At 72.3% G+C, this 16,325-nt stretch carries 14 protein-coding genes; 7 read left to right on the top strand and 7 right to left on the bottom strand.

Going from position 1 to position 16,325, the window contains the following annotated elements; genetic code table 11:
* Positions 1-100: 100 nt before the first annotated feature.
* Complete coding sequence (locus Pdca_RS26345; protein ID WP_085910888.1) at positions 101-805, bottom strand: IclR family transcriptional regulator; 705 nt, start codon at positions 803-805, stop codon at positions 101-103.
* Between the two features lie 66 nt (positions 806-871).
* On the opposite strand from Pdca_RS26345, the gene leuC reads away from it, so the two are divergent.
* The 3 genes from leuC to Pdca_RS26330 all read left to right on the top strand — a co-directional run bounded on the left by leuC (position 872) and on the right by Pdca_RS26330 (position 3,729).
* Positions 872-2,299, top strand: a complete 1,428-nt coding sequence (leuC, locus tag Pdca_RS26340) for a 3-isopropylmalate dehydratase large subunit (protein ID WP_085910889.1) — start codon at positions 872-874, stop codon at positions 2,297-2,299.
* On the top strand, positions 2,299-2,889 hold the full coding sequence (leuD, locus tag Pdca_RS26335; RefSeq protein WP_085910890.1) for a 3-isopropylmalate dehydratase small subunit: 591 nt from the start codon (positions 2,299-2,301) through the stop codon (positions 2,887-2,889). The genes leuC and leuD overlap by 1 nt, the downstream gene beginning before the upstream one ends.
* 138 nt (positions 2,890-3,027) lie before the next feature.
* Complete coding sequence (locus tag Pdca_RS26330; protein ID WP_085910891.1) at positions 3,028-3,729, top strand: HU family DNA-binding protein; 702 nt, start codon at positions 3,028-3,030, stop codon at positions 3,727-3,729.
* 58 nt (positions 3,730-3,787) lie between these two features.
* On the opposite strand, the gene Pdca_RS26325 is transcribed toward Pdca_RS26330, so the two are convergent.
* From Pdca_RS26325 to cofC, 4 genes are all read right to left on the bottom strand, one after another.
* Positions 3,788-4,744 (bottom strand): endonuclease domain-containing protein, encoded by a 957-nt coding sequence (locus Pdca_RS26325; protein WP_125911575.1) that lies wholly within the window; start codon positions 4,742-4,744, stop codon positions 3,788-3,790.
* A 138-nt stretch (positions 4,745-4,882) separates the two neighbouring features.
* Positions 4,883-5,914, bottom strand: coding sequence for an NUDIX hydrolase (locus Pdca_RS26320; protein ID WP_085910893.1), 1,032 nt, complete (start codon positions 5,912-5,914; stop codon positions 4,883-4,885).
* 7 nt (positions 5,915-5,921) lie between these two features.
* Positions 5,922-8,300, bottom strand: a complete 2,379-nt coding sequence (locus Pdca_RS26315; RefSeq protein ID WP_373865503.1) for an RNA degradosome polyphosphate kinase — start codon at positions 8,298-8,300, stop codon at positions 5,922-5,924.
* A gap of 87 nt (positions 8,301-8,387) precedes the next feature.
* Positions 8,388-9,116 carry a 2-phospho-L-lactate guanylyltransferase gene (gene cofC / locus Pdca_RS26310; RefSeq protein ID WP_085910894.1) on the bottom strand — a complete coding sequence of 243 codons (729 nt, stop codon included), beginning with the start codon at positions 9,114-9,116 and terminating at the stop codon, positions 8,388-8,390.
* 200 nt (positions 9,117-9,316) lie between these two features.
* Here cofC and Pdca_RS26305 point away from each other — a divergent pair, with 200 nt between their 5' ends.
* The 3 genes from Pdca_RS26305 to Pdca_RS26295 are packed head-to-tail and all read left to right on the top strand — an operon-like array spanning position 9,317 to position 12,200.
* Positions 9,317-10,036: a lysophospholipid acyltransferase family protein gene (locus tag Pdca_RS26305; protein WP_085910895.1), complete on the top strand. Its 720-nt coding sequence runs from the start codon at positions 9,317-9,319 to the stop codon at positions 10,034-10,036.
* Positions 10,033-11,073, top strand: coding sequence for an NAD(P)H-dependent glycerol-3-phosphate dehydrogenase (locus Pdca_RS26300; protein WP_085910896.1), 1,041 nt, complete (start codon positions 10,033-10,035; stop codon positions 11,071-11,073). The genes Pdca_RS26305 and Pdca_RS26300 overlap by 4 nt, the downstream gene beginning before the upstream one ends.
* An 11-nt stretch (positions 11,074-11,084) precedes the next feature.
* Positions 11,085-12,200, top strand: coding sequence for a cystathionine gamma-lyase (locus Pdca_RS26295; RefSeq protein ID WP_085910897.1), 1,116 nt, complete (start codon positions 11,085-11,087; stop codon positions 12,198-12,200).
* A 66-nt stretch (positions 12,201-12,266) separates the two neighbouring features.
* Here the strand turns inward: Pdca_RS26295 and Pdca_RS26290 are convergent, their stop codons facing one another.
* Both Pdca_RS26290 and Pdca_RS26285 read right to left on the bottom strand, forming a co-directional pair.
* Positions 12,267-12,938 (bottom strand): FadR/GntR family transcriptional regulator, encoded by a 672-nt coding sequence (locus tag Pdca_RS26290; RefSeq protein ID WP_158092041.1) that lies wholly within the window; start codon positions 12,936-12,938, stop codon positions 12,267-12,269.
* A 126-nt stretch (positions 12,939-13,064) separates the two neighbouring features.
* Entirely contained in the window at positions 13,065-14,264 is a 1,200-nt protein-coding gene (locus Pdca_RS26285) for an aspartate aminotransferase family protein (protein WP_158092042.1), read from the bottom strand.
* A 338-nt stretch (positions 14,265-14,602) separates the two neighbouring features.
* Between Pdca_RS26285 and Pdca_RS26280 the strand changes: the two genes are divergently transcribed.
* A complete protein-coding gene (locus tag Pdca_RS26280; RefSeq protein WP_197719831.1) occupies positions 14,603-16,324 on the top strand; it encodes a GntP family permease in 1,722 nt (573 codons plus the stop codon).
* Position 16,325 lies beyond the last annotated feature (1 nt).

Raw genomic sequence — 16,325 nt, 5'->3', positions numbered from 1 at the left:
AAGCACAGTCTCCCCGGAAGCACTCCACCGTCGTCACGGGACCGGCCCGGTGCCGGACCCCCACACGGTAGTGGGACCGGGGACGGGCCCGGGCCCGGGGTCAGGCGAGCCGGTGCTGCAGTGCGTCGGCCGCGGCGAGCAGGTCGGCCGCCCAGCGGACCCCGGGCCGCCTGCCGATCCGGTCGACCGGGCCGGACACCGAGACCGCGGCGACGACCTGGCCTGCCCCGTCGCGGACGGGGGCGGAGACCGAGGCGACCCCTGCCTCCCGCTCGGCCACGCTCTGTGCCCAGCCGCGTCGGCGGACGTCGACCAGCACCCGATCGGAGAAGGTCGCGTCGGCCAGGACCAGCCGCTGGGTCTGCGGGTCGGACCAGGCGGCGAGCACCTTGGCGCCGGAACCGGCGGTCATCGGCAGCCGCGAACCGACCGGCACGGTGTCGCGCAGGCCCGACGGCGGCTCGGCGTGCGCGATGCAGATCCGGTGCACGCCGTCGCGGCGGTAGAGCTGCACGCTCTCGCCGGTGATGTCGCGCAGCCGGGGCAGCACCGCGGCCGCGGCGTCGAGCAGTGGATCGGGACGCCCGCCGGCCAGCTGGCCGAGCGTCGGTCCCGGATGCCAGCGACCGTCCGGTGTGCGCAGCAGCAGACCGTGTGCCTCCAGGCCGACCGCGAGCCGGTGTGCGGTCGCCCGGGGCAGGCCGGTGCGCTCGCAGAGCTCGGCCAGCCCACAGGGCCCCTCGGCCGTCGCGCGGAGAACCCCCACCGCCTTGTCGAGCACGCCGATCCCGCTAGACTGTCCCACGTTCCGATACTAACGTCCCAGATCGTGGGAAGTCTACCTGCGATCAGATCACAGAGGGGGGCGAGCGTGAGCCCTGCAGAGACGCCGCGCACGCTGGCCGAGAAGGTCTGGGACCGGCACCTCGTCCGGGTGGGCGAGGGCGACGAGCCGGACCTGCTCTACATCGACCTGCACCTCGTGCACGAGGTCACCAGCCCGCAGGCCTTCGACGGGCTCCGGTTGGCCGGCCGGCCGGTGCGGCGCACCGACCTGACACTCGCGACCGAGGACCACAACGTACCGACCCTCGACGTGCTCGCGCCGATCGCCGACGAGGTGTCCCGCACCCAGGTCGAGACGCTGCGCCGCAACTGCGAGGAGTTCGGCGTCCGGCTGTACCCGATGAACCACGCCGAGCAGGGGATCGTGCACGTCGTCGGCCCCCAGCTGGGCCTGACGCAGCCGGGCACCACCGTGGTCTGCGGCGACTCGCACACCTCCACGCACGGTGCGTTCGGGGCGATGGCGTTCGGCATCGGGACCTCCGAGGTCGAGCACGTGCTCGCGACGCAGACCCTGCCGCTCAAGCGGTTCCGCACGATGGCGATCAACGTGAACTCGTCCGACGGGTCGCTGCGGCCGGGGGTCACCAGCAAGGACGTCATCCTCGCGGTGATCGCGAAGATCGGCACCGGTGGCGGGCAGGGCTACGTGCTCGAGTTCCGCGGCAACGTGATCGAGAACCTCTCGATGGAAGCCCGGATGACGGTCTGCAACATGTCGATCGAGGCGGGCGCCCGGGCCGGGATGATCGCGCCGGACGAGACGACCTTCGCCTACCTGGAGGGCCGCGACCACGCGCCGTCCGGCGCGGACTGGGACGCGGCGGTCGCCGACTGGCGTTCGCTGCGGACCGACGACGGCGCCGAGTTCGACGCGGTCGTCGACATCGACGCCGACGCCCTCACCCCGTTCGTCACCTGGGGCACCAACCCGGGGCAGGGTCTGCCGCTGGCCGACTCCGTCCCGGACCCGGAGCGGATCACCGACGAGGTCGAGCGGGCCGCCGTCGAGAAGGCGTTGTCCTACATGGGACTGACCGGCGGGACCCCGCTGCGCGAGGTCGGGGTGGACGCGGTGTTCGTCGGCTCCTGCACCAACGGCCGGATCGAGGACCTGCGGTCGGTCGCCGAGGTGCTGGACGGACGCAAGGTCGCCGACGGCATGCGGATGCTCGTCGTGCCCGGCTCGATGCGGGTGCGCAAGCAGGCCGAGGAGGAGGGCCTGCACGAGATCTTCACCAGCGCCGGCGCCGAGTGGCGCTCCGCGGGCTGCTCGATGTGCCTGGGCATGAACCCGGACCAGCTCGCTCCGGGTGAGCGCTGCGCGTCGACGTCGAACCGCAACTTCGAGGGGCGGCAGGGCAAGGGCGGCCGCACCCACCTCGTCTCGCCGCTGGTCGCGGCCGCGACCGCGATCCGCGGCACCCTGTCGAGCCCGGAGGACCTGGACTGATGGAGAAGTTCGACTCCCACACCGGGATCGGCGTACCGCTGCGCTGGTCCAACGTGGACACCGACCAGATCATCCCGGCCGTCTACCTGAAGCGGGTCACCCGCACCGGTTTCGACGACGGCCTGTTCTCCGCCTGGCGACAGGACCCGTCGTTCGTGCTGAACAACGAGCCGTTCGACCGTGGCTCGGTGCTCGTCGCGGGGCCGGACTTCGGCACCGGGTCGTCCCGGGAGCACGCCGTCTGGGCGCTGATGGACTACGGCTTCCGGGTCGTGATCTCGTCCCGCTTCGCCGACATCTTCCGCGGCAACTCGGCCAAGGCCGGTCTCGTTGCGGCCCAGGTGGAACAGCCGGACGTCGAGCTGATCTGGAAGAAGCTGGAGAACGAGCCGGGCACCCAGGTGGCCGTCGACCTCCGGGAGCGTTCGGTGCAGGCGGGCGACCTGACCGTCGCCTTCACGATCGACGACTACGCCCGGTGGCGGCTGCTCGAGGGGCTCGACGACATCGGGCTGACCCTGCGTCACGAGGACGCGATCACTGCGTTCGAGGGAACCCGGCCCGATCGGATGCCCCGCACCACCGTGTGAGGTCGCTGCGGGTGGTCGCAGCCGTTCGCCGGACGGTTTTCGATCACCCGTTCGGACCTGTCCGATCGGCGGGTATGCGACCTCGACTCGCTCTCAGATCTGGTGCAGGGCAGGGCCGTAGCCCTACCGTTCGTGACCATGAACAAGGCTCAGCTCGTCGATGCGCTGACCGCCCGGCTCGGTGACCGTCGGGCCGCCTCCGCCGCGGTGGATGCGATGGTCGACGTCATCGTGGACACCGTCGGTTCGGGCGGCTCGGTCACGCTGACCGGGTTCGGCGTGTTCGAGCCACGCCGGCGCGCGCCCCGGACCGCACGCAACCCGCGGACCGGGGAGACCGTCCCGGTGGGGGAGACGATCGTCCCGGCGTTCCGGCCGGGTGCCGCCTTCAAGGACCGGGTGGCCGCGAGCGAGGCCGCCGCCGCGGGCGCGACGAGCGCCCCCCGGCGCGCCCCGCGCGAGCGCGCGGCCTCCGCCGGGGTCGCGGCCCCGGCGAAGCCCGCCGCCACGAAGCCTGCCGCTGCGAGAACTGCCGCTGCGAAGTCCGGTGGCGCGAAGCCCGGCGCTGCAAAGTCGGGTGCCGCGAAGTCCGGCGCTGCGAAGCCCGCGGCCGCGAAGTCCGGCGCTGCGAAGCCCGCGGCCGCGAAGTCCGGCGCTGCGAAGCCCGCCGCTGCACAGTCGGGCACTGCGACGTCCGGCGCGAAGCCCGCGGCCACGAAGTCCGGTGCCGCGAAGCCCACAGCCGCAACGTCCCGCGCTGCAACGTCCCGCGCTGCGACGTCTGCCGCAGCGAAGCCCACGGCGAAGAAGCCTGCCGCCAAGAAGCCCCCCGCGCAGTAACCCCTCACCAACTCACCCCTCGGGCACGGTTGCCGAGGGGTACGTGAGAGCGGTGTGATCATGGTCGGGGGGCGCTGGTGTGCCTCTCGGCGCGCAGCATTTGGCTGCGGCGCTGGTGGAGGGTGCGGATCACGGTGAGGGTCCGGTCGGGGGTGCGGGTGAGGTCGGCGGCGGTGATCCGCAGGGTGTGCCAGCCCAGCGCCGAGGTGCGGACGTCCCGGGCGCGGTCCAGAGGGTCGTCGTGGTCGCTGCCGTCGTACTCGATCGCCAGCAGCGCCTCCGGGTAGGCGAGGTCGAAGCGGACCGTCCGGCCCTCGACGGCGAGCCGGTACTGCACCTGCGGTGCGGGCATCCCCGCCAGGACGAGGAGCAGCCGCAGCCTGGTCTCCGGCGGTGACTCCGCGCGTGGATCCGCCAGTGCGACGATCCGGTCGAGCCCGGCGCAGCCCCGCGCGCCCGGATGGGTGTCCCGCCACCGCAGCAGGTCGTCCGGGGCGAACCCGAGGCTGCGGGACCGCAGCCGGGACAGCGCGATCAGGTCGGGATGTGGCGGCACCCCCGGTGGGTGCGGGACGAAGGTGGGTCGGTCCCGGCGGGCCGCGAGTGCGTCGAGCGCGACGACGGCGTCGACCTGCCCGAGCCGTCGCACCAGGTCCCAGGCGGTGCGCAGCGGTGAGGTGACTCTCGCGCCGTCGGCGAGCCCGGAACCGGTGACCTCACCCCGGCGGGCGACGAGATCGTTGCGCGACCGGATCCGCCCGGGCGCGAGGACCTCGGCCGGCGCCTGCAGCGGCCCGCAGGAGGCTCCCAGCAGTTCGGCGGCGGAGAACCCGGCCGCGACGCCGCCGGCCCGGTCGGCGACCAACGCCGCCGCCCTGGCCAGCACGAGCGACGTGACCTGCACGGACGCGTGCACGTAGACGTCCGGGAAGAGCCGCCGGAAACCCGGACCGCGCAACATCCCCTTCGTCAGCCTGCCGCGGGCGACGGCCACGCTCCCGCGGAACGGTTCCATCCGGGCAGCCTCGCGCCCCGCACCCGCCCGCACGCCCCGATCCGCCACACCCTTCGCACCTGCACACCGATCGGCGGTGAGAGGTACAGCAGAGCTGCGGCGGGCCGCCTGGACAGCTCTGGTGTGCCGCTCGGAAGATCAGGGGGAGGGGCGGCGGTAGTAGTCGGCGAACAGCAGGTTCATCTCGGTGTCGAAGCCCAGCAGCCAGGTGCTCGCCTTGTGCGAGGGGACCTCGACGCCGCCGCTGCTGCCACTGCTGCTGCCAGGGCCGCCGGCGCCGCTACCGCCGCTGCCACCGACGCCGCTGCCACCGACGCCGGCCCCGGCGAGGAGCTCCGCCACGACGTCCGGGATCACCCCGCCCTGGCTGCTGATCAGCGTCACCCCGGGCTGCGCGGCCAGCGCGCGGAACCGGGCACGCCCGGCGTCGGGATCGTCCCAGTAGCCGTTCTCGCCGACCAGCGGCTCGACCGGGAGGTCGTCGGCCCGGCCGGAGCCCAGTCCGCTCTTCCCGGCGAACGGTGCGACGGTCTGCCCGCAGCGCAACGGCGGCGCCGTGAACAGCCGGTCCGGGCCGAACCGGGGCAGGAACCCGGCGAGCTTGCCGGCCTGGGTGTGCCCGGTCCCGGACAGCGGGCGCAGGTCGTCGTCGCCCTCCCAGGCGGTGCGGCTGCCGGCCTTCGCATGCCGCACCAGCACCACCGTCGACGACGGCACCCCGGCGGCGGCGAGCCGGGTCACCAGCCTCTTGTCGTGCCCGTGGGTGAGCTGCGCCGTCGCCTCGGCGGGGGAGACCCACCGCAGCGCGTCGGTCTCGTCGTTGGCGGTGAAGCCGTGGTCGCCGACCGCCTCGGCCGCCCAGTAGTGCACGACCTTCCGGCCACGGCCGGGCACCTGATAGGTGGTGTGTCCGAGCCGCGCACCGAGCCGGCAGTCCAGCCGGGCCTCCTCGGTGGTCTCGCGGAGCGCGGTCGCCGTCAGCGACTCGCCCGGATCCTGATGCCCTTTGGGCAGCGTCCAGTCGTCGTAGCGCGGCCGGTGCACCAGGGCGATCTGCAGTTCGCCGCCGGGCAGCCGCCGGTAGGGGACCGTCCCGGCGGCGACGACGTCGGCGAGGCCCGCCGGGTCGACCTCGGCGCCGTCGGTGCGCAGCCGGCTGAGGAACGTCATCGGCCGGTCAGTCCTCGGCCGAGCCGCGGCGCGAGTTCATCATCTCGACCTGGTGGTCGCGGACCCGGATGTTGGACGACCCGGGCGCCGGTGACGGCGACCAGACCCCGTCCGGCCCGAGCGTCCAGCATCGGGTGGCCGGATCGAGGCAGGAGTCGAACATGCCCCCGAGCTGGCCGGCCAGCTTCGGATCGGTCACCCGCAGCATCACCTCGACGCGACGATCGAGGTTGCGGTGCATCATGTCCGCCGAGCCGATCCAGTACTCGTCGGCGGCACCGAAGTGCAGCACCCGGGAGTGTTCCAGGAACGGCCCGAGCAGCGAGCGGATCGTCACGTTCTCCGACAGCCCCGGCCGCCCCGGGATCATCGCGCAGATGCCGCGGACCACGATGTCGACCGGCACCCCGGCCTGCGACGCCCGGTAGCAGGCATCGATCACGGCCTCGTCGACCAGCGAGTTCACCTTGATCCGGACGCGTGCGCCGGGCTCGCCGGAGTGGTGCGCCTCGATCTCGTCGTCGATCCGGCGCACGATGCCGCGGCGCACGCCGTAGGGCGCGACGAGCAGGCTGCGGTACGAGGTCTGCCGGGAGTAGCCGGTCAGCGAGTTGAACAGGTCGGTGAGGTCGGCGCCGATCGTCGGATCGGCGGTGAGCACGCCGATGTCCTCGTAGAGCCGCGCCGTCTTCGGGTTGTAGTTGCCGGTGCCGATGTGGCAGTAGCGGCGGATCTCCGAGCCCTCCTGCCGGACGACCAGCGCCGTCTTGCAGTGCGTCTTGAGCCCGACCAGCCCGTAGACGACGTGCACGCCGGCCTTCTCCAGCTGGCGGGCCCAGCGGATGTTGGCCTGCTCGTCGAACCGGGCCTTGATCTCGACCAGCGCGACGACCTGCTTGCCGGCCTCGGCGGCGTCGATCAGTGCGTTCACGATCGGCGAGTCGCCGGAGGTCCGGTACAGCGTCTGCTTGATCGCCAGCACGCCCGGGTCGGCGGCTGCCTGCTCTATGAACCGCTGCACCGACGTCGAGAACGAGTCGTAGGGGTGGTGCACCAGCACGTCGCCCTCGCGCAGCGTCGCGAACACGCTGCGCGGCGTCTCCCGCTCGGCGAACGCCGGGTGCGTGGCCGGACGGAACGGCTCGTCCTTCAGATCCGGCCGATTGACCCCGTGCACCTGCCAGAGTCCGGTCAGGTCGAGCAGCCCGGGCACCGTGACGACGTCGTTCGGGTCCACGTCGAGCTCGCGCAGCAGCAGCTCCAGGACGTGCTCGGACATCGTGTCGAGCACCTCGAGCCGGACCGGCGGCCCGAACCGGCGACGGGCCAGCTCGCGTTCGAGGGCCTGCAGCAGGTCCTCGTCGCGGTCCTCCTCGACCTCCAGGTCGGCGTTGCGGGTGACCCGGAACGGATGGACCTCGGCGACGTCCATGCCGGTGAACAGGTCACCGAGGTGCGCCGCGATGAGGTCCTCGATCGGCAGGAACGTGACGGTGCGGTTGCCGGCGCGGGTGTCGGTGTTCGGCGGGTCGACGGTCACCAGGCGTGGCACGTTGTTCGGGACCTTCACCCGGGCGAAGCGCTCGGTCCGGCCCTCCGGGTCGCGGACGGTGACCGCCAGGTTCAGCGACAGCCCGGAGATGTAGGGGAACGGGTGCGCCGGGTCCACGGCGAGCGGTGTCAGCACCGGGAAGACCGACTCGGAGAAGTAGTCACTCAGCCGCAGCCGCTCGGCGTCGGTCAGATCGTCCCAGGCCCTGATGTGCACGCCCGCCGATGCCAGCTCGGGCCGCAGCTCCTCCATGAACACCTCGGCGTGTGCCCGGGACAGTGCCCGGGACCGCTCGGTGATCCGGGCCAGCTGCTGGCGCGGGGTGAGACCGTCGGCGCTGCGCACGCTCAGGCCGGTCTCGTCGCGGCGCTTCAGGCCGGCCACCCGGACCATGTAGAACTCGTCCAGGTTGGAGGCGAAGATGGCCAGGAACTTGGCGCGTTCGAGCAGCGGCTGGCTGGAGTCCTCGGCGAGTGCCAGCACCCGGGCGTTGAAGTCGAGCCAGGACAGCTCGCGATTGAGGTAGCGGTCCTCGGGCAGCACGTCCGGCACCGACGACGCCGGCGTGGTCGCCCCGGCGGGCGGCGCGATCGGGGCGGCACCGGGCTGCGGGGTCGGCGCCGCCGGCGGTGCGGGGGTCTGCTGGGCCGGGATCTCGGCCGCTACCGGCTGCTCCGGGCTCACCTGGTCGGCGACGGCGCGGTTCGCGGTGTGCACCCGGCGGGACGCGGGACGCGGGGCCCGCCGGGCACCCGGCCGGGCCCCGGAGTGGGCGGGGCCGCCGTGCTGGGACGAGCCGTTCCGCCCGTTCGGTGCTGCCGCGTCGTCACTCACCCGGCGATTGTTTCGTACGCCGCTCGGGTCGGCCAAGGGAGACACCACCGGTGTCGGTGAATTCCCGGTGCCGCGATCGGAGATGTGTCACACCTTCGGGCAGCGCAGTGCCCCGGGCAGCGGCCTGCCGGACGCTCCGGCCTGCGGCAACCTGTCCCGGGCGTCGATCACCGCCCGGGTCCACTCCCCGACGCCGAGGCGGACGGCGTCGTCGAGATCGGTGACGGTGTCGACGTCGCGGCGCAGGCCGGGCCGCACACCGGGCAGCACGACCGCCCCGGATTCGCGGTGCGCCGCCGCCGAGGCGCCGCCGAAGTGCGGATCGAGCCGGTGGCCGGGGGCGACGAGCAGCAGGGTGGTGCCCTCACCGGGGGCGTCGGGCTGGAACGCCCGGTGCTCGCCCGAGCCGAACAGCCGGGCAGCGGTGGTGACGGCGTCGTCGAGCTCGGCGGGGCGCAGCGCAGGCAGGTCGGCCTGCAGCGCGCCGATCATCACGTCGTCGTCGCGTGAGCGCAGCAGCGCAGCACCGTGCCGCAGCGCCCCGTTCAGCCCGCGGCCGGGATCGGTGACGACCTCGACGCCGAGCGCGCCGACCTCCATCGCGACGGCCGGATCGGACGAGATCACCAGCACCCGGCGGACCGTCGTCGCGCCGACGGCGGCGGCGACCGTGTCGCGGGCCAGCGCCAGCGCGAGCCGCTGGTGCGCGCCGAGCTCGCCGACGCCACCGTCGGCGGCGCCGCGCAGCCTGGTCTTGGCCTTGGGCAACGGTTTCACCGGCACGACCAGGTCCACCCGCAGGGTCACGCGGACCATCGTCGCACCTCGGAGGTCGATCGCGCGTCACGGAGGAGTCACGGGACCGGGCCGGGCGGGGTGAACCGGGGTGTGCCCGAACGGGGGGTGGGTTTACCGGGACGGCCCGTTGTGGGGAGACTCCACCCCGACGATCCGGATCACTCGCGGTCCGGGACCGCTGACGACCCCGCCTCGAGGCGGGTGTGAGGAGGCCGCCGGTGGCCCGCGAGAAGGGCGGATTCTGGGTCGGGCTCGCCGCGACCGTGTTCTACCCGCTGGGATGGCTGACCGGCCGGCAGCGCTACGAGGGCCGCGAGCACCTGCCCGCGACCGGTGGCGCGCTGCTGGTCGGGAACCACATCTCCCACCTGGACCCGATCCACACGGCGCTGTTCGTGCACACCGCGCGCCGGGTGCCGCGGTTCATGGCCAAGAACAGCCTGTGGGACGTCCCGGTGCTCGGGTCGATCCTGCGCGGCAGCGGGCAGATCCCGGTCTTCCGCGACACCGCCGACGCCCAGCAGAGTCTCGCGGCGGGCACCCAGGCACTCGCCGACGGCAAGATCGTCATCATCTACCCGGAGGGCACGATCACCCGGGACCCGGACGGCTGGCCGATGCGCTCGCGGACCGGTGTCGCCCGGATGGCACTCGCCTCGGACGTGCCGATCGTCCCGATGGTGCACTGGGGCACCCGGGAGGTCTACGACCACTACGGCAAGCGCTTCCGGCCGCTGCCGCGCACCGAGCTGGTGCTGCGGGCCGGGGAACCGGTGGACCTGTCCGCCTACCGCGGACGCCCGGTCGACGCCGGCGTGCTGCGCGAGGTCACCGACCTGATCATGAGCCGGGTGCGGGACCTGCTGGCGCAGGTGCGCGACGAGCCCGCACCGGCCGAGTTCTTCCGGCGCGGGCCGGAGCGGGAGGCCGGGCGATGAGCGTGGGCGAGCGTCCGGTGAACGAGCCCGTGCACGACATCGTCCGGGTCGCGGTGCTCGGTGCCGGGAGCTGGGGCACCTCGTTCGCGAAGGTGCTCGGCGACGCCGGTCGCGAGGTGCGGCTGTGGGCCCGTCGCAGCGAGGTGGCCGAGACCGTCAACCGGACCCGGCAGAACCCGGACTACCTGCCCGGCGTCGAGCTGCCGGACCGGCTGCGCGCCACCGCCGACCCGGCGGAGGCCCTCGACGGGGTCGACGCGGTGGTGCTGGCGGTGCCGTCGCAGTCGCTGCGCGCCAACCTGGAGCGCTGGCGCGATCTGATCCCGGACGGGGTGACGCTGACCAGCCTGGCCAAAGGCGTCGAGCTGGGCACCCTGAAGCGGATGACCGAGGTGATCGACGACGTCACCGGCGTCGGTGTGGACCGGCTCGCCGTGGTCTCCGGGCCGAACCTGGCCGCCGAGATCGCACACGAGCAGCCGACCGCCACCGTGATCGCCTGCGCCGACCACAGCCGCGCCGTGGCCCTGCAGACGGCGTGCGCGACCGGCTACTTCCGCGCCTACACCAATACCGACGTGATCGGCGCAGAGCTGGGGGGCGCCGGCAAGAACGTGATCGCGCTGGCGGTGGGCGTCGCGTCCGGGATGGGGCTCGGTGACAACTCGCGGGCGTCGCTGATCACCCGCGGGCTGGCCGAGATGTCCCGGCTGGGGATGGCACTGGGGGCGTCGCCGCTGACCTTCGCCGGACTCGCCGGGATGGGCGACCTGGTGGCGACCTGCTCGTCGCCGCTGTCGCGCAACCGCACCTTCGGCGAGCAGATCGGCCGCGGCGCGACACTCGCCGAGGCCGAGCAGGCCAACCACGGGCAGGTCGCCGAGGGCGTCAAGTCCTGCCTGTCGATCTGCGAGCTGGGCGAGCGGAACGGTGTCGAGCTGCCGATCGCGGACGCGGTGCGCCGGGTGTGCCACGAGGGGATGACGGCGCCGCAGATGGCGAAGGAACTGATCTCGCGGGCGCCGAAGCCCGAGTAGCGTTGCGTCCGATGAACGGCGACGGGACCAGGTGTGTGCGGGGCGGTGGGCACGGCGCACCGGAGGTCGGGGCCCCCGTGCACCGCGGGCCGGTGCTGACCAGCACCTTCCACCTCGGGCGGCCGGAGCAGGCAGAACCGGGCGCCGACTTCTACGCCCGCGCGGACAACCCGACGTGGCGCGAGTTCGAGGCCGCCGTCGGCGCGCTCGACGGCGGGCCGTGCGTCGTGTTCCCGAGCGGGATGGCGGCGATCGCGGCGGTGTTGCGCGGTTTCACCGGGCCGGATCGCGGCGTGCTGCTCCCCTCGGACGGCTACTACGTGGCCCGCGCGCTGGCCGACGAGGAGCTGGCGCCGCTGGGTGTCGGCGTCGCGTACTGCGCGACCGCCGGGGACTGGATCGCGGCGATCGAGGAGTCGCGGCCGGGGCTGGTGCTGCTGGAGACGCCGTCCAACCCGGGCCTGGAGGTGTGCGACGTGGCCGCGATCGCGGCCGCCGCGCACCGGATCGGTGCGGTCGTCGCGGTCGACAACACGACCTGCACACCGCTGGGACAGCAGCCGATCGCACTCGGCGCGGACCTGGTGGTCGCCTCGGACACCAAGGCGCTGTCCGGGCACGGGGACCTGCTGCTCGGACACGTCAGCGCCGCCGATCCGGTGCACGCCGAGCGGATCCGGGCCGCCCGGACCCGGGGCGGCGCGATCCCCGGCCCGATGGAGACCTGGCTGGCGCTGCGCGGGCTCGGCACCCTGGACCTGCGGCTGGCCCGGCAGGCGGAGAACGCCCGGGCGCTCGCGGTGGCGCTGCGCGAGCACCCCACGGTGCGCGACGTCCGCTGGCCCGGGCTGGCCGACGACCCGGCGCACCTGCTGGCGCGCACCCAGATGCGCCGCTGGAACGGCGTCCTGCGGTTCACCCTGCCCGACGTGCACGCCGTCTCGGACTTCCTGGCGCGCAGCACGCTGGTCGACTCGACGACGAGCTTCGGCGGGCTGCGTACCGCCGCGGACCGGCGGGCCCGCTGGGGCGACGCGGTGCCCGACGGACTGGTGCGGTTGTCCTGCGGGGTGGAGGACACCGACGACCTGGTGGCCGATGTGCTCGGGGCGCTCGAGGCGCAGTGACCGACCCGCCGGCGCCGTTGTCACGTGCTGCCGGCCACGGACTCCGGCACCGGTCCGGCCGGTGTCTCAGGCTCCGAGCAGACGCCGGAGCAAAGAACGGTGCTCGTCGTGCATGCGGTGGGTGGCGGCGAGTGCCGACTCCGTCGATCTCGCAGTGATGCCCGCCGCGATCGCCTCGTGCAGGGCGAGCAGATCGGAGCCCATCGTGCTGGCGTGCGGGCTGAGCTGGACCGAACGCAGGATCGCCTCGTGGGAGTCGTCGAACGCCCGGAGCAGCATCGGAGACCTCACCGACGCGAGGATCGCCCGGTGCAGGGCGATGTCCGACTCGATGGTGTTCCGCTCGGCGGCGACGTCGTCCTTCAGGCGGTCCATGGCGTCGACGACCAGGTCGGCGTCGAGGTCGGGCATCGTGCCCGCCAGCGCCAGCGCTCCGGCCTCGAGCACTTCCCGGAAGCTCACGACGTCGATCAGGCCGACGACGTTGATTTCCCCGTCGGAATCGGGGACCTCGGTGGACATGAGGAAGGACCCGCGCCCGGCCTGCGACTCGATGATGTCCATCGCCCCGAGAGTTCCCAGTGCTTCCCGGATCACCGGACGACTCACGCCGAATTCCTCGGCGAGTATTCGTTCCGAGGGAAGGCGGTCACCCACGTTGAAACGGCCACCACGAATCTGACGGAGCAGTTGGGACGTGACGCGGCTGCGCTGGGTCGTGCTGGTCCTGCCCCTCACGTCAGTCCCCGCTCCCTGGGTCGTGGTCAGGCCGTCGAGCCTATCGCACCCGCATCGTAGCGACCGATGACGGTGGGTGGCGGAGTCCGATTCCGCCACCCACGCGTCGGGCGGAAACGAGTGGCCCTAGATTCCGGACAGCACGTCCCGAAGTGCGTCGCCGTAGATGTCGATATCGGATTCTTTCATGGGCGTCGACAGGCATCCCGTTCCGCGGAGCATCATGTTGATTCCGCGATTGAGCAGTCCGAGTCGAACGGCGATCCAGAGTGCGTGATCGGAACGGAGATGTTGCGCGACCGAGCCGACCGGTTCCTCGTTGATATTGATGTGAAACATCGAGCCCATGCCGTTGATGTGGACGGTCATTCCGGCTCGCGCGAACTCCTCCACCGAGCGGGCCGCGAAACCGTCGCGCAGGGTCCGGAGCCGGGAGTAGTCCTCCTCGCCGAAGTCCGACAGCGCCGCGAGGCCGGCCCGCAGCGCGATCGGGCTGGCGGTGAACGTTCCGCTCTGCGGCATCGGATCGCCGGTGTCGGCGAGGTGGGCCATCACGTCACTCCGCCCGCCGAAGCCGGCCAGCGCGAAACCACCGCTGAGGATCTTGCCCACGGTGACCAGGTCCGGTGTCACGCCGAAGACGCTCTGGGTGCCACCGTAGGCGGCGCGCAGGCCCTGGATCTCGTCGAAGAGGACCAGGGCGCCGTGCGCGCGGGCCTGCTCGAACACCGCGTCGAGGAAGTCCGGGGTGGCGGTGATCAGGGCGTTGTTGCCCAGGAACGGCTCGACGACCACGACGGCGATCTCGTCGCCCCACTGTCCGAAGGCCGAGGCGACGGCCGCGGCGTCGTTGTACACGGCGGTGAGGGTGGAAGTGTCGTCGAGTCCCGCGGAGCTGGGCAGTGCGGGGCGCGCCGTACCCGGTGGGAGCGCCGTGCGGGGCCAGATGTCCTGCACCAGTGACACCTCGGAGCCGTGGTAGGCGCCCTCGAACTTCAGGACCCGCTTGCGCCCGGTCGCGGCCCGGGCCACCCGGATCGCGTACTGGAGCGCTTCGCTCCCGGTCGAGGTGAACCGAACCGTCTCGAGGGCCGGCAGTCGCCGCCGGAGCTCGCGGGCGAGCTCGGCCTCCTCGACGGTCGGTGTCCCGAGAGCCTGCCCGGCGATCAGCCCCGCACGGGCGGCCTCCGCGGTGCGGGCGTGGCCGTGCCCGTGGATGAGGCTCGTGTAGTTGTTGATCAGGTCGAGATACACGTTCCCGTCGAGATCGGTGAGTCGCGCACCCTCCCCGTGAGACGCATAGAACGGGTAGGGCGGATACGCCATCGTGCCTCGGGAGACGCTTCCGACCACACTCTTCCCGGCGGCCTCGAACGCCTCCCGCGATCGGGGAGTGCGCGCACGGTATCGAGCACGCTCGCGCTCCGTCAGAGCCTCGACGTCACGACACGCGGTGTGAACCACAGCTACCTCGTCCCTTGTCTGCAAACTGGCCAGACCAGTATGACCAGAGTGTGGGAGGTGGGCAAGTGGGCCGGTGGACCGAGGTTCGACGTGCCGGATGCTCATCTCGTCGAGAGGGTTGCAGGCGTCCGATTCACTCAACGATGCCGCATCTACCTGGTGCTTCCCGCGGGTGTCGAAGCCGGCAGGGCGTGGCGGACATGGTTGCCCTCGAGGCGGTCGGTTGCTCACGGGGTGGTGTCGACGATGCTGCAATCCGAGGGGGCAGGGGATCGGAGGGCAATCTTGCCAGACTGGCCTTACCAGTCTTACCATCCGTCCACCTCGCTGCGGTCCCGTGGTTTCCCAGGGCGCAAGGGGGTGCACATGGCAATGCCGGTCCACGCCCATCCTCGGTCCGACAGAAGGAAGACGGAGCAATGGATGTAGTTCTACTGCTCGCTCTGGTGGCGGGCATCGTCACCGTTGTCACGATCGTGCTGACCACGAAGCTGGATGCGTTCGTCGGGCTCATCATCGCGTCGTTGCTGACCGGGCTCATCGCGGGCACGGCGCCCAGTGCGCTGGTCGACGCGATCACCACCGGATTCGGGAACACTCTCGCGAACGTGGGATTCGTCATCGGCCTGGGTGTCGCGATCGGCAAGATACTCGAGGTCAGCGGGGCCGCCCACGCGCTCGCCAGATCTGTTCTGCGCCTGTTCGGCAGAGGGCGGGAGCCGTGGGCGATGTGTGGAGTCGGCTCGGCGGTCGCCATTCCGGTCTTCGGCGACTCGGCCTATCTGCTCCTGACCCCGTTGGCGCGGGCGATCGCCCGGCTACGGGGCACCGGATACGCGACGCTCGGGATCGCACTCGCCGCGGGCGTGGCGATCACCCACAATCTGGTTCCGCCGACCCCGGGGCCGCTGGCCGTCGCCGGCATCATGGGCGCCGACATCGGCAGCGTGATCCTCGTCGGTCTTGCGATGTCGGTCGTGATGCTCGTGGCCTGCGTCGGCTACGCGAAGGTGGTCGGGCCCCGCGTCGAGCCCTTCATCTCGGAGGAGATCAAGGCCGAGGTGTACGGGCCGGCCAGGGCGACGTCCGGTGTCGGGGCGGCGCAGCGAGGCGACACCGGCTCCGCCGGGGCACCGGGAGAGCCGGCCGCGGCCGGTTCGAACGGGGCCGACTCGGTCGGCAGCGGCGTGCATCCCGAACTCCAGGACACCCCCGCGGGCGGGAAGCCGCACCGGGTCAGCGCCTGGCACGCGGTGGCGACACTCCTCGTGCCCATCGTCCTCATCGTCGTCAACACGCTGGTGACGACGATCGACAGGAATCAGCAGGGCGTCCTGACCGGGGACTTCGAGCCGTCGAGGTGGACCGAGCCGTTCCTGTTCGTCGGCAGCCCGATGGTCGCGCTGACGATCGGGCTCGTCCTCGCGGTCTACCTGCTCCTCCCGAGGTGGGCGCCCCGCAAGGTGACCCACCGCTGGCTCTCCGAGGCAGCGGCGTCGGCGGGCATGATCCTGCTGGTCACCGGAGCCGGTGGCGCGTTCGGGGAGGTCCTGCGGCAGACCGGCATCGGCGATGCCCTGGCCGGTGCCATCAGCGCGCTCGCGCTCCCCGCCTTCCTCCTGCCGTTCATCATCGGAACGGTGCTGCGCACTGCACAGGGCTCGGCGACGGTAGCCATGATCACCGCCGCCGGGGTCGCCGCGCCCATCGTCGGGCAGCTGGGTGTCGATCCCCTCCTGATGGTGTTCGCCTGTATCACCGGGGCCATGGCGGTGAGCCACTACAACGACTCGTTCTTCTGGGTGGTCACCCGGGTGATGGGGCTCGACGGCACCGCGGCGCTGAAGGCCCAGACCGGGATGACCGCCTTCCAGTGGCTGGCCGCCATCCCCATGCTCTTCGTCCTCGATGTCGTCTTGTGAG

The sequence above is a fragment of the Pseudonocardia autotrophica genome (genome assembly GCF_003945385.1).
Classification (GTDB): Bacteria; Actinomycetota; Actinomycetes; order Mycobacteriales; family Pseudonocardiaceae; genus Pseudonocardia; species Pseudonocardia autotrophica.
The sequence above is the reverse complement of the archived record's forward strand: the minus strand, read 5'-3'. Positions and strand labels throughout refer to the sequence as shown.